Annotated in this window: 30 protein-coding genes and 1 pseudogene; all 31 read right to left on the minus strand. The window is 40.9% G+C overall.

Translation table 11 applies throughout. The features are described from left to right. Positions 1 to 116 (minus strand): annotated as a pseudogene (locus ACIGHG_RS22380) (DNA-directed RNA polymerase subunit alpha); the annotation flags it as partial. A 180-nt stretch (positions 117 to 296) separates the two neighbouring features. Further along, positions 297 to 686: a 30S ribosomal protein S11 gene (gene rpsK, locus ACIGHG_RS22385; protein ID WP_000101801.1), complete on the minus strand. Its 390-nt coding sequence runs from the start codon at positions 684 to 686 to the stop codon at positions 297 to 299. A gap of 24 nt (positions 687 to 710) precedes the next feature. Next, positions 711 to 1076 (minus strand): 30S ribosomal protein S13, encoded by a 366-nt coding sequence (gene rpsM, locus ACIGHG_RS22390; RefSeq protein WP_090918549.1) that lies wholly within the window; start codon positions 1074 to 1076, stop codon positions 711 to 713. Positions 1077 to 1097: 21 nt separating this feature from the next. Next, complete coding sequence (gene rpmJ, locus ACIGHG_RS22395; protein WP_000868344.1) at positions 1098 to 1211, minus strand: 50S ribosomal protein L36; 114 nt, start codon at positions 1209 to 1211, stop codon at positions 1098 to 1100. A gap of 35 nt (positions 1212 to 1246) precedes the next feature. Next, complete coding sequence (gene infA / locus ACIGHG_RS22400) at positions 1247 to 1465, minus strand: translation initiation factor IF-1 (protein ID WP_020062312.1); 219 nt, start codon at positions 1463 to 1465, stop codon at positions 1247 to 1249. 67 nt (positions 1466 to 1532) lie between these two features. After that, on the minus strand, positions 1533 to 2279 hold the full coding sequence (gene map / locus ACIGHG_RS22405) for a type I methionyl aminopeptidase (RefSeq protein ID WP_242224054.1): 747 nt from the start codon (positions 2277 to 2279) through the stop codon (positions 1533 to 1535). After that, the gene (locus ACIGHG_RS22410; protein WP_035433699.1) at positions 2279 to 2929 is read right to left on the minus strand and encodes an adenylate kinase; all 651 of its coding nucleotides are present in this window, start codon (positions 2927 to 2929) and stop codon (positions 2279 to 2281) included. The genes map and ACIGHG_RS22410 overlap by 1 nt, the downstream gene beginning before the upstream one ends. A gap of 53 nt (positions 2930 to 2982) precedes the next feature. Beyond that, positions 2983 to 4281 carry a preprotein translocase subunit SecY gene (gene secY, locus ACIGHG_RS22415; RefSeq protein ID WP_090918553.1) on the minus strand — a complete coding sequence of 433 codons (1299 nt, stop codon included), beginning with the start codon at positions 4279 to 4281 and terminating at the stop codon, positions 2983 to 2985. Continuing rightward, a complete protein-coding gene (gene rplO / locus ACIGHG_RS22420) occupies positions 4281 to 4721 on the minus strand; it encodes a 50S ribosomal protein L15 (protein WP_020062308.1) in 441 nt (146 codons plus the stop codon). Before rplO ends, secY begins: the two co-directional genes overlap by 1 nt. 33 nt (positions 4722 to 4754) lie before the next feature. After that, a complete protein-coding gene (rpmD, locus tag ACIGHG_RS22425; RefSeq protein WP_242224051.1) occupies positions 4755 to 4937 on the minus strand; it encodes a 50S ribosomal protein L30 in 183 nt (60 codons plus the stop codon). 17 nt (positions 4938 to 4954) lie between these two features. Further along, complete coding sequence (gene rpsE / locus ACIGHG_RS22430; protein ID WP_090918555.1) at positions 4955 to 5455, minus strand: 30S ribosomal protein S5; 501 nt, start codon at positions 5453 to 5455, stop codon at positions 4955 to 4957. A 21-nt stretch (positions 5456 to 5476) separates the two neighbouring features. Then, on the minus strand, positions 5477 to 5839 hold the full coding sequence (gene rplR / locus ACIGHG_RS22435; protein ID WP_336474430.1) for a 50S ribosomal protein L18: 363 nt from the start codon (positions 5837 to 5839) through the stop codon (positions 5477 to 5479). Between the two features lie 31 nt (positions 5840 to 5870). Continuing rightward, positions 5871 to 6410 (minus strand): 50S ribosomal protein L6, encoded by a 540-nt coding sequence (rplF, locus tag ACIGHG_RS22440; protein WP_336474429.1) that lies wholly within the window; start codon positions 6408 to 6410, stop codon positions 5871 to 5873. Between the two features lie 31 nt (positions 6411 to 6441). After that, positions 6442 to 6840, minus strand: coding sequence for a 30S ribosomal protein S8 (gene rpsH / locus ACIGHG_RS22445; protein WP_090918559.1), 399 nt, complete (start codon positions 6838 to 6840; stop codon positions 6442 to 6444). A 29-nt stretch (positions 6841 to 6869) separates the two neighbouring features. Next, complete coding sequence (gene rpsN / locus ACIGHG_RS22450; RefSeq protein WP_020062302.1) at positions 6870 to 7055, minus strand: 30S ribosomal protein S14; 186 nt, start codon at positions 7053 to 7055, stop codon at positions 6870 to 6872. A 33-nt stretch (positions 7056 to 7088) separates the two neighbouring features. Further along, a complete protein-coding gene (gene rplE, locus ACIGHG_RS22455; RefSeq protein ID WP_090918560.1) occupies positions 7089 to 7628 on the minus strand; it encodes a 50S ribosomal protein L5 in 540 nt (179 codons plus the stop codon). Positions 7629 to 7654: 26 nt separating this feature from the next. Then, entirely contained in the window at positions 7655 to 7966 is a 312-nt protein-coding gene (gene rplX / locus ACIGHG_RS22460) for a 50S ribosomal protein L24 (RefSeq protein WP_090918562.1), read from the minus strand. A 38-nt stretch (positions 7967 to 8004) separates the two neighbouring features. Further along, positions 8005 to 8373, minus strand: a complete 369-nt coding sequence (rplN, locus tag ACIGHG_RS22465; RefSeq protein ID WP_011983254.1) for a 50S ribosomal protein L14 — start codon at positions 8371 to 8373, stop codon at positions 8005 to 8007. Between the two features lie 43 nt (positions 8374 to 8416). Further along, positions 8417 to 8680 carry a 30S ribosomal protein S17 gene (rpsQ, locus tag ACIGHG_RS22470; protein ID WP_011983253.1) on the minus strand — a complete coding sequence of 88 codons (264 nt, stop codon included), beginning with the start codon at positions 8678 to 8680 and terminating at the stop codon, positions 8417 to 8419. A 20-nt stretch (positions 8681 to 8700) separates the two neighbouring features. Beyond that, the gene (gene rpmC / locus ACIGHG_RS22475; protein WP_000855718.1) at positions 8701 to 8901 is read right to left on the minus strand and encodes a 50S ribosomal protein L29; all 201 of its coding nucleotides are present in this window, start codon (positions 8899 to 8901) and stop codon (positions 8701 to 8703) included. Next, complete coding sequence (gene rplP, locus ACIGHG_RS22480) at positions 8891 to 9325, minus strand: 50S ribosomal protein L16 (protein WP_020062298.1); 435 nt, start codon at positions 9323 to 9325, stop codon at positions 8891 to 8893. Before rplP ends, rpmC begins: the two co-directional genes overlap by 11 nt. A gap of 1 nt (position 9326) precedes the next feature. Then, on the minus strand, positions 9327 to 9986 hold the full coding sequence (rpsC, locus tag ACIGHG_RS22485) for a 30S ribosomal protein S3 (protein ID WP_035433709.1): 660 nt from the start codon (positions 9984 to 9986) through the stop codon (positions 9327 to 9329). A gap of 3 nt (positions 9987 to 9989) precedes the next feature. After that, positions 9990 to 10331, minus strand: coding sequence for a 50S ribosomal protein L22 (gene rplV / locus ACIGHG_RS22490; RefSeq protein ID WP_011983250.1), 342 nt, complete (start codon positions 10329 to 10331; stop codon positions 9990 to 9992). A 17-nt stretch (positions 10332 to 10348) separates the two neighbouring features. Beyond that, positions 10349 to 10627, minus strand: coding sequence for a 30S ribosomal protein S19 (rpsS, locus tag ACIGHG_RS22495; protein ID WP_090918566.1), 279 nt, complete (start codon positions 10625 to 10627; stop codon positions 10349 to 10351). A 60-nt stretch (positions 10628 to 10687) separates the two neighbouring features. Further along, entirely contained in the window at positions 10688 to 11518 is an 831-nt protein-coding gene (gene rplB, locus ACIGHG_RS22500; RefSeq protein ID WP_090918568.1) for a 50S ribosomal protein L2, read from the minus strand. 28 nt (positions 11519 to 11546) lie between these two features. Further along, on the minus strand, positions 11547 to 11837 hold the full coding sequence (gene rplW, locus ACIGHG_RS22505; RefSeq protein WP_020062294.1) for a 50S ribosomal protein L23: 291 nt from the start codon (positions 11835 to 11837) through the stop codon (positions 11547 to 11549). Beyond that, a complete protein-coding gene (rplD, locus tag ACIGHG_RS22510; RefSeq protein WP_336474428.1) occupies positions 11837 to 12460 on the minus strand; it encodes a 50S ribosomal protein L4 in 624 nt (207 codons plus the stop codon). Before rplD ends, rplW begins: the two co-directional genes overlap by 1 nt. A gap of 26 nt (positions 12461 to 12486) precedes the next feature. Beyond that, positions 12487 to 13119: a 50S ribosomal protein L3 gene (gene rplC / locus ACIGHG_RS22515; RefSeq protein WP_336474427.1), complete on the minus strand. Its 633-nt coding sequence runs from the start codon at positions 13117 to 13119 to the stop codon at positions 12487 to 12489. 33 nt (positions 13120 to 13152) lie between these two features. Continuing rightward, positions 13153 to 13461, minus strand: a complete 309-nt coding sequence (rpsJ, locus tag ACIGHG_RS22520) for a 30S ribosomal protein S10 (RefSeq protein ID WP_001040596.1) — start codon at positions 13459 to 13461, stop codon at positions 13153 to 13155. 389 nt (positions 13462 to 13850) lie between these two features. Further along, positions 13851 to 15038, minus strand: a complete 1188-nt coding sequence (gene tuf / locus ACIGHG_RS22525) for an elongation factor Tu (protein WP_090918574.1) — start codon at positions 15036 to 15038, stop codon at positions 13851 to 13853. Between the two features lie 118 nt (positions 15039 to 15156). Then, entirely contained in the window at positions 15157 to 17235 is a 2079-nt protein-coding gene (gene fusA / locus ACIGHG_RS22530) for an elongation factor G (protein ID WP_336474426.1), read from the minus strand. Between the last annotated feature and the right edge of the window lie 47 nt (positions 17236 to 17282).

A 17282-nucleotide genomic window follows, 5' to 3' on the forward strand; every position in this document is an offset into this window, starting at 1 on the left:
GAGTTACCCAAAGTAGTACCATATCCACGCTCAAGCGGTTCAATAACGAATTTACCATACTTAGCATCTTCGTTAAGCTCAACCGTTTCGATTTTCGGTTTTTCAATTTCAATCATTAACTAAACCCTCCTTCAAAACGTCGAAACCTCGGCTAAACAAAGGAAAAACCTCTGTCTAACCGAAAGTCCCCCTTAGGCAGTTCCCGATTGTGCACAACAAGCGATGTTTCTGTACGAAATTTCTCGATAATGCATCATATCCATTATAGACAAAAGGGAAAATTCTATACAGAAAAATTAAACACGACGACGTTTTGGCGGACGACATCCATTATGAGGAACTGGAGTAACATCTCTGATTGCTGTTACTTCTAGACCTGCAGCTTGAAGAGCACGAATTGCAGCTTCACGACCAGCACCAGGACCTTTTACAGTAACCTCTAAAGTTTTTAAACCGTGCTCCATTGCAACTTTAGCAGCAGTTTCAGCAGCCATTTGTGCAGCGAATGGAGTAGATTTACGAGATCCACGGAAACCAAGTGCACCAGCACTAGACCAAGAAAGCGCGTTACCGTGAGTATCTGTAAGTGTTACGATTGTGTTGTTGAAAGTAGAACGAATATGAGCTACACCAGCTTCAATATTCTTTTTCACACGTTTTTTACGAGTGTTTGTTTTACGTGCCATTGTTAGTTCAACCTCCTTTACTTATTATTTCTTTTTATTTGCTACTGTACGACGTGGACCTTTACGTGTACGAGCATTGTTTTTAGAGTTTTGACCACGAACTGGTAAACCACGACGGTGACGAAGACCACGGTAAGAACCGATCTCCATTAGACGTTTAATGTTAAGGGATACTTCACGACGAAGGTCTCCTTCAACTTTGATACGATCGACGATATCACGGATACGTCCTAATTCGTCTTCAGTTAAATCGCGAACTCGTGTTTCTGAAGAAACACCAGCTTCAGCAAGAATTTTTTCAGCAGTTGTGCGACCAATGCCGAATACGTAAGTTAAAGAAATAACAACGCGTTTGTCACGAGGAATATCTACACCTGCGATACGTGCCATTCCGAATGCACCTCCTTCTGATTAACCTTGTTTTTGTTTATGTTTAGGGTTTTCACAAATAACCATTACTTTTCCACGTCTACGAATAACTTTACATTTTTCGCAGATCGGCTTAACTGACGGTCTTACTTTCATGTCTCGAACCTCCTTAAAGATTACGGAGTGCTATATTATTTAAAGCGGTACGTGATACGACCACGATTTAAATCGTACGGAGATAATTCTACCGTAACTTTATCTCCTGGTAAAATACGAATGAAGTTCATACGGATTTTACCAGAAACGTGAGCCAATACAACATGCCCATTCTCTAATTCTACTTTGAACATAGCATTTGGCAACGTTTCAATAACGGTACCTTCGACTTCAATTACATCATCTTTAGCCATTCAATGTTCTCCCTTCTTCAAATCAGTAACATTCTACACTGTTCTGAAATTCCGGAGAGCCAGCTACCTATAAAGTGGTAAGGATTTCGTATCCTGCTTCTGTAAGAGCAATCGTGTGCTCGAAATGTGCACACCATTTACCATCTACCGTTACCACTGTCCAGTCATCAGATAGTGTTTTTACATATCGTCTTCCTTGGTTCACCATCGGCTCAACACAAATGACCATTCCCGGTTTTAATCTAGGCCCTTGATTTGGTGGACCATAGTGTGGGATTTGTGGGTCTTCATGTAAGTCTTGCCCGATTCCGTGACCGACATACTCCCTAACGATCGAGAATCCACTATCTTCAACATACGTTTGAATCGCATGCGAAATATTTGATAATCGCTCGCCCGGTTTTGCGTGTTCTAGACCAAGATACAACGATTTTTCTGTGACATCAAGTAGCTTTTGAACAGATTCGGAAATGTTTCCTACTGGATACGTCCATGCAGAATCTCCATGGTATCCATTATATTTCGCACCAATATCGATACTAATAATATCGCCTTCTTGGAGCTTGCGCTTTCCTGGAATCCCGTGTACAAGCTCTTCGTTTACCGAAGCACAAATGCTTCCCGGAAATCCGTTGTATCCTTTAAAAGATGGCACAGCGCCATATTTTAGAATCGTTTTTTCCGCTATTTGATCGAGCTCTTTCGTTGTAATTCCTGGGGCAATATGCTTTTTTAACTCTTGATGAGTTAAAGCAACAATCTTGCCAGCTTCTCGCATAATCTCGATTTCGCGAGGAGTTTTGCAAATAATCATTACGCTAAGCCTCCGATGAGAAGATCGACATCAGCAAATACTTTATCGATATCTTGCTCACCATTAATGCTTTTTAAGTAACCAAGCTCTTCGTAGAAATCAAGCAACGGCTTTGTTTGCTTAATATTCACTTCTAAACGATTTGCTACAGTTTCTTCGTTGTCATCAGAACGCTGATATAACTCGCCACCACACTTATCGCACACGCCCTCTTTTGCTGGCGGATTGAATTCTAAGTGGTAAGTCGCACCGCACTCTTTACAAATGCGACGGCCTGTTAAACGTTTTAGCAGTAATCCTGAATCCACATTAATGTTTAAAACATAATTGATCTTTTTGCCAAGATCTTTCATGATTTCTTCAAGAGCTGAAGCTTGTGCAACTGTTCGTGGAAAACCATCTAATAAGAAGCCTTTTACACAGTCTTCTTGACTCAAACGCTCACGCACGATTCCGATTGTAACTTCATCTGGTACAAGTGCTCCTTTATCAATAAAGGACTTAGCTTGTAAACCAAGTTCAGTTTCATCTTTCATAGCAGCACGAAACATGTCTCCTGTTGAAATGTGAGGGATGTTATACTTGGCAACAATCTTTTCGGCCTGTGTGCCTTTACCGGCACCTGGAAGCCCCATTAAAATTAAGTTCATCTGTATTCCCCCTCATGAATGAGCATACAGGGAAGATGAATCTTCCCGCTTACTCACTGTTTGATAAACCCTTTGTAATGGCGTTTTACTAATTGACTTTCGAGCTGCTTCATTGTTTCTAAAGCAACACCGACAACAATTAGTAAACTTGTTCCACCTATCTGTGCAGATTGTGGCAGGTTTGCAAATTTAATAAATAAAACAGGCAGGATTGCAATCGCTGCTAAGAAAATTGCACCTACAAAGGTCAAACGATACAAGATCTTTGTTAGATACTGTTCTGTATTCTTACCCGGACGAATACCAGGAACATATCCACCTTGTTTATTTAAGTTTTCAGCCATCTGTTCAGGATTTACTTGAACAAATGCATAGAAATATGCAAAGGCAATAATTAGTGCAACATATACGATCATACCCACTGGATGAGAATAGTTAAAGTTTTTAATAATCCACTGCGATATTTCATGTTTCGGGAAAAACTGTGCAATAGTCGGAGGCGTAATCAAGAATGAAACAGCAAAAATTACTGGAATAACACCGGCACTATTTACCTTAAGTGGTAAATGAGTGTTTTGTGCTCCAGTATAACCACCGTTTCCAGTTACGCGCTTCGCATATTGAATCGGGATTTTTCTAACAGCTTGCTGAATGTAAATAACACCAACAATAACTGCTAACACAGCTAACAAAATTAAACCAACTTTTACGATACGGATGAACAATTGATCTCCAGCATCTTGGAACTGCTGTGCATACACTTGATTTATAGTATTTGGGATCGCTGCGGTAATACCTGCAAAGATGATGATAGAAATACCATTTCCTACTCCCTTTGCTGTAATTAACTCACCTAACCACATTAAAAATGCAGTTCCGGCAGTTAGTACCGTTGCAATATATAAATAAGTTGACCAGCTAGGATCCAAAATTAATTGTCCACCTGCCATACCGTTAAAACCGATTGACATACCAATTGCTTGAATAAAAGCAAGAACAATTGTAAAGTAGCGGGTAAACTGAGCTAGTTTACGACGACCCATTTCACCTTGTTTTGACCACTCCGTAAATTTAGGAACAACATCCATCTGCAATAATTGCACGATGATGGATGCTGTAATGTACGGCATGATTCCCATCGCAAAGATGGAAAAGTTTTTTAAGGCTCCGCCGCCAAATGTATTCAGAATGCCCAATACATTCAACTGGTCTTGCGCTCTCAGTACATCTGCATTTGTATGAGGCACTGGGATGAACGTGCCAATTCGAAACACGATTAACATCGCTAAAGTGAATAATATTTTATTTCTTATCTCAGCAACGCGCATAAAGTTGGAGATTGTGCGAAACATTAGATCACCTCAACTGTTCCGCCAGCTGCTTCAATAGCTTCTTTTGCACTTGAAGAGAATTTATGAGCTTTAACAGTAAGCTTTTTCTCTACAGCACCGTTTGCAAGAATTTTAACACCGTCGTTTAATTTGCTGATAACGCCAGTCTCAAGCAATAATTCAGGTGTTACTTCTGTACCGTCTTCAAAACGATTTAACGTTGTTAAGTTAACGATAGCAAATTCTTTACGGTTGATGTTTGTGAAGCCGCGTTTTGGTAAACGACGGAATAATGGAGTTTGACCGCCTTCAAAACCAAGACGAACACCGCCACCAGAACGTGCGTTTTGTCCTTTATGACCTTTTCCAGCAGTTTTACCATTACCAGAACCGATACCACGACCTACACGATTACGAACTTTACGAGAACCTTCTGCAGGTTGTAATTCATGAAGTTTCATTCCCAGGCACCTCCTTATATTGATGAGTTATGATTAAGCTTCTTTTACAGTTATAAGGTGAGAAACTTTGTTGATCATACCGCGAATAGCAGGAGTTTCTTCCTTAACTACAGTTGAATTCAACTTTTTAAGACCTAAAGCTTCTACAGTCGCACGTTGATCTTGCGGACGACCAATTACACTACGAGTGAGGGTAATTTCTAACTTTTTCGCCATTATGTTTTCCCTCCTTCTTAACCTAGTAGCTCTTCTACAGATTTACCGCGTAATTTTGCTACATCTTCAGCACGCTTAAGATCTTTTAATCCGTTCACAGTAGCACGGATCATGTTAATTGGTGTGTTAGAACCAAGAGATTTAGAAAGAATATCTTGTACACCAGCTAATTCAAGAACCGCACGAACTGGACCACCAGCGATAACTCCAGTACCTTCTGCAGCAGGTTTTAAGAATACTTCACCTGCTCCAAAGTTACCGATAATTTGGTGTGGAATTGTTGTACCAACTAATGGTACTTCGATTAAGTTTTTCTTAGCATCTTCAATAGCCTTGCGGATTGCATCTGGTACCTCTTGCGCTTTACCAGTACCGAATCCAACATGACCGTTTTTATCACCAACTACAACCAGTGCAGCGAAGCGGAAACGACGACCACCCTTAACAACCTTCGCAACACGGTTTATCGTAACTACACGTTCTTCAAGTTCAAATTTACTTGGGTCAATGCGACGCATCTATTTTCCCTCCTTTGACCATTAAAATTGTAAGCCAGCCTCACGAGCAGCTTCAGCTAAAGCTTTAACACGACCATGGTATAAGTAACCGCCGCGATCAAATACTACTTCTTTAACGCCTTTCTCTACAGCACGTTTAGCAACGATTTCGCCAACTTTAGTAGCAGCTTCGATGTTGCTTGTACCGTTAAGAGTAAGTTCTTTATCAAGAGTAGACGCGCTTGCTAATGTTACACCGTTTACATCATCAATTACTTGAGCGTAAATGTGTTGATTAGAACGGAACACGTTTAAACGTGGACGCTCAGCAGTACCAGCAAGCTTTGCACGTACACGTGCATGTCTTTTCTTACGAACCACATTTTTATCAGGTTTAGTGATCATTCTTGTCACTCCTTTCTTTCACCTAACGGGTTTACTTAGCAGTTTTACCTTCTTTACGACGTACAACTTCGCCTTCGTAACGAATACCTTTGCCTTTATATGGCTCTGGAGCACGTACAGCGCGAACGTTAGCAGCGAATTCGCCAACACGTTGCTTGTCGATACCTTTAATTACGATCTTTGTAGGAGCAGGAACTTCAACTTCAAGACCAGCTTCTGGAGTCATCTCAACTGGGTGAGAATAACCTACGTTTAATACAAGTTTGTCACCTTGTTTTTGTGCACGGTAACCAACACCGATTAATTCAAGTCCGCGAGCGAAACCTGTTGTTACACCTTCAACCATGTTTCCAAGAAGAGCACGAGTTGTTCCGTGTAATGCACGGTGTTCCTTCTGTTCAGTAGGACGTTCTACTGTTAAGATATTTTCTTCAATTTTGATAACCATATCAGCATTGAAAGTACGAGTTAATTCACCTTTAGGTCCTTTTACAGTTACCGTATTATCTTCTGCTACTGTAACTGTAACACCTGCAGGGATTTCAAGAATCTTTTTACCAATACGAGACATGTGGTCACACCTCCGTTCGTTTAAATATATATTACCAAACGTATGCTACTACTTCTCCACCAGTTTGTAATTGACGAGCATCTTTGTCCGTCATTACGCCCTTAGATGTAGAAACAAGTGCAATACCTAATCCGTTAAGTACACGTGGTACTTCATCAGCTTTTGCATAAACGCGTAAGCCAGGCTTACTAATACGCTTTAATCCAGTGATTACACGCTCATTGTTAACACCGTATTTTAGGAAAATACGAAGGATGCCTTGTTTGTTATCCTCGATGTATTCCACATCACGGATGAAACCTTCACGTTTTAAGATTTCAGCGATTTCTTTTTTGATTTTAGAAGCAGGAACTTCTAATTTATCATGACGTACCATGTTCGCATTACGGATGCGAGTAAGCATATCTGCAATTGGATCTGTCATCACCATGTGTTTTACCTCCTTCCCATTTGTGGGTTTTACCAACTAGCTTTTTTAACACCAGGAATTTGACCTTTATATGCAAGTTCACGGAAACAAATACGGCAAAGTTTAAATTTGCGGTATACAGAATGCGGACGACCGCAGCGCTCGCAACGTGTATAGTCTTGTACTTTAAACTTAGGAGTACGCTTTTGTTTCGCAATCATAGATTTTTTAGCCACGTTTTCGCCTCCTCTACTTAGCGTTGGCTTCCATTATTTTTGGAATGGCATACCGAATTGTGTTAAAAGTTCACGAGCTTCTTCATCAGTTTTCGCTGTAGTAACGATTACGATGTCCATACCACGAACTTTGCTCACTTTATCATAATCAATCTCAGGGAAAATTAATTGCTCTTTAACACCTAATGTGTAGTTACCACGACCATCGAAAGATTTCTTAGAAACACCACGGAAATCACGTACACGTGGTAAAGAAACTGATACTAATTTGTCGAAGAACTCATACATTTGCTCGCCGCGTAAAGTAACCTTTGCACCGATAGGCATACCCTCACGAAGACGGAAACCTGCGATAGATTTTTTAGCGCGAGTTACAACAGGCTTTTGACCTGCGATTTGTGTTAATTCTTCTACAGCACTATCTAATGCTTTAGAATTGGATACCGCGTCACCAACACCAGTGTTGATTACGATCTTTTCGATTTTCGGTACTTCCATAACAGATTTATAGTTAAACTTGCTCATAAGAGCAGGAGTAATTTCTTTTTGGAATTTATCTTTAAGGCGATTCAATGAAGGGACCTCCTTTCATATAGAACTTATTTATCTAATAATTCACCAGATTTTTTTGCAACACGAACTTTTTTACCATCTTCCACTTTGTAACCTACGCGAGTAGGTACACCTGTTTTAGGATCTAATGGCATAACATTAGATACGTGGATAGGTGCTTCTTTCGTGATAATTCCACCTTGTGGATTTAATTGAGATGGCTTAGAGTGCTTCTTAACGATGTTAACACCCTCAACGATAACACGGTTTTCTTTTGGGAAAGCTGCAAGGATAACACCTTGTTTTCCTTTGTCTTTACCACTGATTACCTGTACTTTATCACCTTTTTTTACATGCATCTTACTTCTGCACCTCCTTAGCAAGGCAATACCTTAAATTATAGAACTTCTGGAGCTAAAGAAACGATCTTCATGAAGTTGCTATCACGTAATTCACGAGCTACTGGTCCGAAGATACGAGTACCACGTGGGCTCTTATCGTCTTTAATGATAACCGCTGCGTTTTCATCAAAACGAATGTAAGAACCGTCTGGACGACGAGCACCGCTCTTCGTACGTACTACTACTGCTTTAACAACGTCACCTTTTTTAACAACGCCACCTGGTGTTGCTTGTTTTACCGTAGCAACGATAATATCACCGATGTTTGCGTATTTACGACCAGAGCCGCCTAATACTTTGATTGTTAAAAGTTCACGTGCGCCAGAGTTGTCAGCTACTTTCAAACGAGATTCTTGTTGGATCATGTTATGAAACCTCCCTTCGGACTTAAAATTCCGATTCGTCTATTTAGATAATAACCGCTTCTTCAACGATTTCAACTAAACGGAAACGCTTAGTAGCAGAAAGCGGGCGAGTTTCCATGATTTTTACGATATCGCCAACTTTTGCTTGGTTTTGCTCATCATGCGCTTTGTATTTCTTAGAATACTTAACGCGTTTTCCATATAAGGAATGAGTTTTGTAAGTTTCAACTAAAACTGTAATCGTTTTGTCCATTTTGTCAGAAACAACACGACCAGTGTAAACTTTGCGTTGGTTACGTTCGCTCACTTTGCAAACCTCCCCTCAATTTATCGATTAATTCCGATCTCTCTTTCACGAACTACAGTTTTCATACGAGCAATCGCTTTACGCACTTCACGGATGCGTGTTGGATTCTCTAATTGGCCTGTAGCAAGTTGGAAGCGAAGGTTAAACAACTCTTCCTTTAATGCTTTAACTTTTGTTTCGATTTCAGCAGTGGTTAATTCACGAATATCATTAGTTTTCATTAGATTCACCACCATTTTCTTCACGTTTTACGAATTTACATTTCACTGGTAATTTGTGAGCTGCAAGACGTAATGCTTCACGTGCTACCTCTTCAGATACGCCCGCAATTTCAAACATAACCTTTCCAGGTTTTACAACTGCTACCCAACCTTCAGGAGCCCCTTTACCGGAACCCATACGTACTTCTAGAGGCTTAGCAGTGTAAGGTTTAGAAGGGAAAATTTTAATCCAGACTTTACCGCCACGTTTCATATAACGAGTCATTGCACGACGAGCTGCTTCGATTTGACGGTTTGTAATCCAAGATGCTTCTTGAGATTGTAAACCAAACTCACCAAAATGTACTTCAGCGCCACCTTTTGCGCGACCACGCATTTTACCACGATGCTCTCTACGATATTTTACGCGTTTAGGCATTAACATATTATTTTCCTCCTTCCTCAGAAGCTTTCTTTTTTGTAGGAAGGACTTCTCCACGGTAGATCCATACTTTTACACCTAATTTACCGTACGTTGTATCAGCTTCAGCTGTTGCATAGTCAATATCAGCGCGAAGTGTATGAAGTGGAACAGTTCCTTCACTGTAAGATTCTGCACGAGCGATATCAGCTCCGCCAAGACGACCAGAAACCTGTGTTTTAATACCTTTAGCTCCTGCACGCATAGCACGTTGAATTGCTTGCTTTTGTGCACGACGGAAAGATACACGGTTTTCTAATTGACGAGCGATGTTTTCGCCCACTAATTTAGCGTCAAGATCAGCTCTCTTAACTTCTAAAATGTTGATGTGTACACGTTTACCTGTTAATTGGTTAAGAGCTTTACGAAGTGCTTCAACTTCTGTACCACCTTTACCAATTACCATACCAGGTTTTGCCGTGTGAATTGTAACATTAACACGATTTGCCGCACGCTCAATTTCTACTTTAGAAACAGCAGAATCTTTTAAGCGAACGTTAATGTATTCACGAATTTTGATGTCTTCATGTAAGAACGTAGCGTAGTCTTTTTCAGCGTACCAACGAGATTCCCAATCGCGGATAATACCGACGCGAAGACCAACTGGATGAACCTTTTGACCCATCGATTATCCCTCCTTCTTTTCTGATACCACAACTGTAATGTGGCTTGTGCGTTTGTTAATTTGGCTTGCACGACCCATTGCACGTGGACGGAAACGTTTTAACGTTGGACCTTCGTCAACGAAAACTTTCTCAACAACTAAGTTGTTTACATCCATTTCGTAGTTATGTTCTGCATTTGCAATTGCAGATTTCAAAACTTTTTCTACAACTGGAGAAGCAGTTTTTGGTGTGTGGTTAAGGATAGCAATCGCTTCACCCACTTGCTTACCTCGGATTAAGTCTACTACTAAACGAACTTTACGAGGAGCAATACGAACTGTTCTCGCTACTGCTTTAGCTTGCATTGAAGTGCCTCCTCTCATTATCTTCTAGTTTTCTTATCGTCAGCATCATGACCTTTGTACGTACGAGTTGGTGCGAACTCACCTAACTTGTGGCCTACCATATCTTCAGTTACGTATACAGGAACGTGTTTACGACCATCATATACAGCGATTGTATGACCAATAAACTGTGGGAAGATCGTTGAACGACGAGACCAAGTTTTTACAACTTGCTTTTGCTCAGTTTCATTTAACTTTGTCATTTTGTTCATTAAATGATCATCGACAAATGGTCCTTTTTTCAAGCTACGAGCCATTTTGGTGCCTCCCTTCGTGATTGCCGTACGGTTCTAGAAATGAACCGTACTACAACCCCATTATTTTTTACGACGACGAACGATGAATTTGTCAGACGCTTTATTTTTCTTACGAGTCTTGAATCCAAGAGTTGGTTTACCCCATGGAGACATTGGAGACTTACGTCCGATTGGTGAGCGACCTTCACCACCACCGTGTGGGTGATCAACTGGGTTCATTACAGAACCACGAACAGTTGGGCGCTTACCTAACCAGCGAGAGCGACCTGCTTTACCAATTTTAATAAGTTCATGGTGCTCATTACCTACTTGACCTACTGTAGCGCGACAAGCAGATAACACTAAGCGTACTTCACCAGAAGTTAAACGTACAAGTACGTATTTACCTTCTTTACCAAGTACTTGAGCAGATGTACCAGCAGAACGAACTAATTGTCCACCACGACCTGGTTTAAGCTCAATGTTATGAACAACTGTACCTACTGGAATGTTGATTAATGGTAATGCATTACCGATTTTAATGTCCGCTTCTGGGCCAGACATGATTTCCATACCTACTTCTAAGTTTTTAGGAGCAAGGATGTAACGTTTTTCACCGTCAACGTAGTTAATTAATGCGATATTCGCAGAGCGGTTTGGATCGTATTCGATCGTAGCAACGCGTCCTGGAATTCCATCTTTGTTACGTTTAAAGTCGATGATACGGTATTGACGTTTGTGTCCGCCACCTTGGTGACGTACAGTAATTTTACCTTGGTTATTACGTCCAGCCTTTTTGCTTAAAGGCGCAAGTAATGATTTTTCCGGTCTATCAGTCGTGATTTCAGCGAAATCGTTCGTAGTCATGTTACGACGACCGTTAGTAGTCGGATTATACTTTTTGATTGCCATCTGATTTTCCCTCCTTCTTTAGTAAGGATTAAACTCCTTGGAAGATCTCGATTTCTTTGCTGTCAGCAGTAAGCTTAACGATTGCTTTACGACGACGGTTAGTAAAACCAGCGTGACGACCAACACGTTTTGCTTTTGGTTTGTAGTTCATGATATTTACTTTATCAACTTCAACACCAAAGATCGCTTCCACAGCATCCTTAACTTCCGTTTTATTAGCTTTAACGTCCACATCGAACGTGTATTTTTTTTCAGCCATCATTTCCATAGAACGTTCAGTGATAACTGGGCGCTTAATGATATCACGAGGATCTTTCATTATGCAAGCACCTCCTCTACTTTTTCCACTGCCGCTTTTGTCATGATTAGCTTATCATGATGAAGAACGTCTAATACGTTCACGCCATCAGCAGTGATTACTGTTACTCCAGGGATGTTGCGAGCAGATAACTCAACAGCTTCGTTTGCATCAGCAGTTACGATAAGAGCTTTCTTCTCAACAGCTAATCCTTTAAGAACTGCTACCATGTCTTTTGTTTTTGGTGCATTTAATACTAAATCCTCAAGAACTACGATGTTGTTCTCAACTACTTTAGTAGCTAATGCAGATTTGATAGCTAAGCGACGAACTTTTTTAGGTAGTTTGTAAGCATAGCTTCTTGGTGTAGGTCCGAATACCGTACCACCACCACGCCATTGAGGAGAACGGATAGAACCTTGACGAGCACGTCCAGTTCCTTTTTGACGCCATGGTTTGCGACCTCCACCGCGTACTTCAGAGCGAGTTTTTACTTTGTGTGTACCTTGACGTAAAGATGCACGTTGCATCGTTACAGCTTCAAAAAGTACAGCTTGGTTTGGTTCGATACCGAAAATAGTTTCAGCTAATTGGATTTCACCAACTTCAGAACCAGTTTGGTTAAATAACTTTACTTTTGGCATTGGGGTTCCTCCTTTCTTATAGAAAATTATTTGCTAGCCTTAACAGCACTACGAACAACTACAAGAGATTTCTTAGCGCCAGGAACATTGCCTTTTACTAATAGTAAATTACGTTCAACATCAACTTGAACGATTTCTAAGTTTTGAATAGTAACTTGGTCTCCGCCCATACGTCCAGCAAGTTTTTTGCCTTTGAATACACGGTTCGGAGCAACAGGGCCCATTGAACCAGGACGACGGTGGTAACGAGAACCGTGAGACATAGGTCCGCGAGATTGTCCGTGGCGTTTAATAACACCTTGGAAACCTTTACCTTTAGAAATACCTGTTACGTCTACAATTTCACCTGCAGTGAAAACTTCTACTTTTACCTCTTGACCAACTTCTTGTCCTTCAACGTCTGCATCGCGAAGTTCGCGAATGAAGCGCTTAGGAGCAGTAGTTGCTTTAGCAACGTGACCTTGTTCAGGTTTGTTAGCTAATTTTTCGCGTTTGTTATCAAAACCTAACTGAATTGCGTTGTAGCCATCAGTTTCAACAGTTTTCTTTTGAAGGATCACGTTTGGAGTCGCTTCGATAACAGTTACAGGAATTAGCTCGCCATTTTCAGCAAATACTTGAGTCATACCGATCTTTTTTCCTAAGATTCCTTTGGTCATGAGTTACACCTCCTACATTTTAACTTATATAAATTATAGTTTGATTTCGATATCTACACCAGATGGTAGGTCTAAACGCATTAAAGAGTCTACTGTTTGCGGAGTAGGGCTCACGATGTCGATTAGACGTTTGTGCGTGCGCATTTCGAATTGCTCACGAGAATCTTTGTATTTATGAACCGCACGAAGAATCGTGTAAACAGTTTTTTCAGTTGGTAATGGGATCGGACCAGAAACTGTCGCCCCAGAACGCTTAGCTGTTTCTACAATTTTCTCAGCTGACTGATCAAGAATACGGTGATCATAAGCTTTTAAACGAATACGAATTTTTTCTTTTGCCATTATTTTCCCTCCTTCGTTCGCCTATTTTAAAAATAGACATTCTCCATGGAAATTTCCACACACTCGCCATGGCAAAGCGGCCGGGTGTGTCAGCAACCTTCCACTTCATCGCAGTCAAAGACCAACATTGTTTATTATACAACGTTTCTAGTCTAGATGCAACACTTTATTTGTGCACATCATCATTTACTGTACTTTTGCTATTATACATGGTACTTTAATGAATTTCAAGTTTTCATCTGTCGTAATTACTTTAACAGTTTTTGGTCGCAAGGTTTTACGATTTATATATTATAGAAGAAACTCGTCAAAACTTAAAAAATAGGTTTTATCTATTATAAATAAAAAACCCAAGGGAAAATCCCTTGGGTTTCATATATCAGTTAAGATTACTCAACGATAGTTGCAACTACACCGTAACCTACTGTACGTCCACCTTCACGAATAGAGAACTTAGTTCCCTCTTCGATAGCGATTGGAGCGATAAGTTCGATAGTCATTTCGATGTTGTCACCAGGCATTACCATTTCAGTACCTTCTGGTAATTGGATGATACCAGTTACGTCAGTTGTACGGAAATAGAATTGCGGACGGTAGTTAGCGAAGAATGGAGTGTGACGTCCACCTTCTTCTTTAGATAATACGAAAACTTCAGCTTTGAATTTAGCGTGAGCTTTTACAGAGCCAGTTTTAGCAAGAACTTGTCCACGTTGGATTTCTTCACGAGCTACACCACGAAGTAGTGCACCGATATTGTCTCCAGCTTGTGCTTGGTCAAGAAGCTTACGGAACATTTCTACACCAGTTACAGTTGTAGATTTGTTTTCTTCAGTGAAGCCGATGATTTCTACTACGTCACCAACTTTAACGATACCACGCTCTACGCGACCTGTAGCAACTGTACCACGACCTGTGATAGAGAACACGTCCTCAACAGGCATTAAGAATGCTTTTTCAGTGTCACGTTCTGGAGTTGGGATGTAAGCGTCAACTTCGTTCATTAATTCGATGATTTTTGCTTCCCACTCAGCATCTCCTTGAAGAGCTTTAAGAGCAGAACCTTTAATTACAGGGATATCATCGCCTGGGAAGTCGTATTCAGATAATAGATCGCGAACTTCCATTTCTACTAATTCTAGTAGCTCTTCGTCGTCAACCATGTCGCATTTGTTTAAGAATACAACGATGTAAGGAACACCTACTTGACGAGAAAGAAGGATGTGCTCACGAGTTTGAGGCATTGGGCCATCAGCAGCAGATACTACTAAGATACCGCCGTCCATTTGAGCAGCACCAGTGATCATGTTTTTAACATAGTCAGCGTGACCTGGGCAGTCAACGTGTGCATAGTGACGAGTTTCAGTTTCGTACTCAACGTGCGCAGTTGAGATTGTGATACCGCGCTCTCTTTCTTCTGGAGCAGCATCGATTTGGTCGTAACCTTTCGCTTCAGCACCACCAGCTTTTGCAAGAACTGTAGTGATAGCAGCAGTTAATGTAGTTTTACCATGGTCAACGTGGCCGATTGTACCAATGTTAACATGTGGTTTAGAACGTTCGAATTTAGCTTTTCCCATTCTAAATTCCTCCTTGTTTATATAGATTATTTTATATTTAGACTAGAAAGTAAGGGACCTAAGCCCCGCTTTCTAAGCTTACATAAGTAGTTATACTTGAACAATCGATAAAAATCAATTATTCACCTTTATTTTTTTTAACAATTTCTTCTGAAATAGACTTCGGTACTTCTTCATAATGATCAAATGTCATTGAGAATGTTCCGCGTCCTTGCGTGTTAGAACGTAATGCCGTTGCATAACCGAACATTTCAGAAAGTGGAACCATAGCACGAACAACTTGCGCGTTACCACGAGCTTCCATACCTTCTACGCGTCCACGGCGAGAAGTTACGTCACCCATGATATCTCCCATGTACTCTTCAGGAATTACAACTTCAACTTTCATCATTGGTTCAAGAATTACTGGGTTACATTTAGAAACCGCAGCTTTAAGAGCCATAGATGCAGCGATTTTGAACGCCATCTCAGAGGAGTCAACATCATGGTAAGATCCGTCAACTAATGCAGCTTTAATGTCTACTAGAGGATAACCAGCTAGTACACCATTTTTAAGTGCATCTTCAAGACCTGCTCCTACAGCTGGGATGTATTCACGTGGAACTACACCACCAACGATCTTGTTTTGGAACTCGAATCCTTTACCTTCTTCGTTAGGTTCAAACTCAATCCAAACGTGACCGAATTGTCCACGACCACCAGATTGACGAGCGAACTTACCTTCAACTTTCGCAGCAGCGCGGAAAGTCTCACGGTATGCTACCTGAGGAGCACCAACGTTTGCTTCCACTTTGAATTCACGGCGCATACGGTCAACGATGATATCAAGGTGAAGTTCACCCATACCAGCGATGATTGTTTGGCCAGTTTCTTGGTCAGTGTGAGCACGGAATGTTGGATCTTCTTCAGAAAGCTTAGATAATGCTGTACCCATTTTATCTTGGTCAGCTTTAGATTTTGGTTCGATAGCTACAGAGATAACTGGCTCTGGGAATTCCATAGACTCAAGGATAACAAGGCTCTTCTCGTCACAAAGAGTATCACCAGTTGTAGTATCTTTTAAACCAACAGCAGCAGCGATGTCACCAGCGTAAACTGTTGAAATCTCTTCACGGCTGTTTGCGTGCATTTGTAGGATACGACCTACACGCTCACGCTTACCTTTAGTTGAGTTTTTCACGTATGATCCAGAGTTTAACACACCAGAGTACACACGGAAGAATGTTAACTTACCAACATAAGGGTCAGTCATGATTTTGAATGCTAATGCTGCGAAAGGCTCTTCATCGCTAGAATGACGTTCTACTTCTTCATCTGTGTCCGGAAGAGTACCTTTAATAGCTGGTACGTCTAATGGAGATGGTAGGTAGTCGATAACTGCATCTAACAGAATTTGAACACCTTTATTTTTGAATGCAGAACCACAGATTACTGGGAAGAATTCTACAGAAGTTGTAGCCTTACGGATACCAGCTTTAAGCTCTTCTACAGTGATTTCTTCACCTTCTAGGTACTTCATCATCATTTCTTCATCAAGCTCTGCTACCGCTTCGATAAGTTTTCCGCGGTATTCATCAGCTAATTCTTTATGTTCTGCAGGAATTTCAATACGTTGAATATCTGTTCCTAAGTCGTTTGCATACATGTATGCACACTCTTCTACTAGGTCGATAATTCCTGTAAACTGATCCTCAGCACCGATTGGTAACTGAATTGGATGTGCGTTTGCTTGTAAACGGTCATGAATTGTTCCTACAGAGTATAAGAAGTCTGCACCGATCTTGTCCATTTTGTTAACGAACACGATACGTGGTACACCGTAAGTAGTAGCTTGGCGCCAAACAGTTTCTGTTTGTGGTTCTACACCAGATTGCGCGTCAAGTACTGCTACCGCACCATCAAGTACGCGTAAAGAACGTTCTACTTCTACAGTGAAATCTACGTGTCCTGGAGTGTCAATGATGTTTACACGATGACCTTTCCATTGAGCTGTAGTTGCCGCAGAAGTAATTGTGATACCACGCTCTTGCTCTTGCTCCATCCAGTCCATCTGAGATGCACCTTCGTGAGTTTCACCGATTTTGTGAATGCGGCCTGTGTAGTACAGGATACGCTCAGTTGCTGTTGTTTTACCAGCATCGATGTGAGCCATGATACCAATATTACGAGTGTTTTCTAAGGAGAACTCTCTTGTCATTTGGTGTCTTTCTCCTTCCTAATATGGATTGGATTTTTTTATTTTAA

Origin of the sequence: Bacillus sp. NPDC077411 (genome assembly GCF_044543425.1) — a bacterium.
GTDB lineage: Bacteria > Bacillota > Bacilli > Bacillales > Bacillaceae_G > Bacillus_A > Bacillus_A bruguierae.

Excerpts from the sequence above, each read along its gene's own strand:
- map (WP_242224054.1), bottom strand. The coding sequence starts at position 2,279 with ATGATTATTTGCAAAACTCCTCGCGAAATCGAGATTATGCGAGAAGCT.
- rplO (WP_020062308.1), bottom strand. The coding sequence starts at position 4,721 with ATGAAACTTCATGAATTACAACCTGCAGAAGGTTCTCGTAAAGTTCGT.
- rpsK (WP_000101801.1), bottom strand. The coding sequence starts at position 686 with ATGGCACGTAAAACAAACACTCGTAAAAAACGTGTGAAAAAGAATATT.
- rplV (WP_011983250.1), bottom strand. The coding sequence starts at position 10,331 with ATGCAAGCTAAAGCAGTAGCGAGAACAGTTCGTATTGCTCCTCGTAAA.
- tuf (WP_090918574.1), bottom strand. The coding sequence starts at position 15,038 with ATGGGAAAAGCTAAATTCGAACGTTCTAAACCACATGTTAACATTGGT.
- rpsJ (WP_001040596.1), bottom strand. The coding sequence starts at position 13,461 with ATGGCAAAAGAAAAAATTCGTATTCGTTTAAAAGCTTATGATCACCGT.
- rpsC (WP_035433709.1), bottom strand. The coding sequence starts at position 9,986 with ATGGGTCAAAAGGTTCATCCAGTTGGTCTTCGCGTCGGTATTATCCGC.
- infA (WP_020062312.1), bottom strand. The coding sequence starts at position 1,465 with ATGGCTAAAGATGATGTAATTGAAGTCGAAGGTACCGTTATTGAAACG.
- ACIGHG_RS22410 (WP_035433699.1), bottom strand. The coding sequence starts at position 2,929 with ATGAACTTAATTTTAATGGGGCTTCCAGGTGCCGGTAAAGGCACACAG.
- rplD (WP_336474428.1), bottom strand. The coding sequence starts at position 12,460 with ATGCCAAAAGTAAAGTTATTTAACCAAACTGGTTCTGAAGTTGGTGAA.
- rpsS (WP_090918566.1), bottom strand. The coding sequence starts at position 10,627 with ATGGCTCGTAGCTTGAAAAAAGGACCATTTGTCGATGATCATTTAATG.
- rplW (WP_020062294.1), bottom strand. The coding sequence starts at position 11,837 with ATGAAAGATCCTCGTGATATCATTAAGCGCCCAGTTATCACTGAACGT.
- rpsE (WP_090918555.1), bottom strand. The coding sequence starts at position 5,455 with ATGCGTCGCATTGACCCAAGTAAATTTGAACTTGAAGAACGTGTAGTT.
- secY (WP_090918553.1), bottom strand. The coding sequence starts at position 4,281 with ATGTTTCGCACAATCTCCAACTTTATGCGCGTTGCTGAGATAAGAAAT.
- rplB (WP_090918568.1), bottom strand. The coding sequence starts at position 11,518 with ATGGCAATCAAAAAGTATAATCCGACTACTAACGGTCGTCGTAACATG.
- rplC (WP_336474427.1), bottom strand. The coding sequence starts at position 13,119 with ATGACCAAAGGAATCTTAGGAAAAAAGATCGGTATGACTCAAGTATTT.
- rpmJ (WP_000868344.1), bottom strand. The coding sequence starts at position 1,211 with ATGAAAGTAAGACCGTCAGTTAAGCCGATCTGCGAAAAATGTAAAGTT.
- rplX (WP_090918562.1), bottom strand. The coding sequence starts at position 7,966 with ATGCATGTAAAAAAAGGTGATAAAGTACAGGTAATCAGTGGTAAAGAC.
- fusA (WP_336474426.1), bottom strand. The coding sequence starts at position 17,235 with ATGACAAGAGAGTTCTCCTTAGAAAACACTCGTAATATTGGTATCATG.
- rpsM (WP_090918549.1), bottom strand. The coding sequence starts at position 1,076 with ATGGCACGTATCGCAGGTGTAGATATTCCTCGTGACAAACGCGTTGTT.
- rplR (WP_336474430.1), bottom strand. The coding sequence starts at position 5,839 with ATGATCACTAAACCTGATAAAAATGTGGTTCGTAAGAAAAGACATGCA.
- rplF (WP_336474429.1), bottom strand. The coding sequence starts at position 6,410 with ATGTCTCGTATTGGTAAAAAGATTCTTGAAATCCCTGCAGGTGTTACA.
- rplN (WP_011983254.1), bottom strand. The coding sequence starts at position 8,373 with ATGATCCAACAAGAATCTCGTTTGAAAGTAGCTGACAACTCTGGCGCA.
- rpsH (WP_090918559.1), bottom strand. The coding sequence starts at position 6,840 with ATGGTGATGACAGATCCAATTGCAGATATGCTTACTCGCATCCGTAAT.
- rpmC (WP_000855718.1), bottom strand. The coding sequence starts at position 8,901 with ATGAAAACTAATGATATTCGTGAATTAACCACTGCTGAAATCGAAACA.
- rpmD (WP_242224051.1), bottom strand. The coding sequence starts at position 4,937 with ATGGCGAAAAAGTTAGAAATTACCCTCACTCGTAGTGTAATTGGTCGT.
- rplP (WP_020062298.1), bottom strand. The coding sequence starts at position 9,325 with ATGTTAATGCCTAAACGCGTAAAATATCGTAGAGAGCATCGTGGTAAA.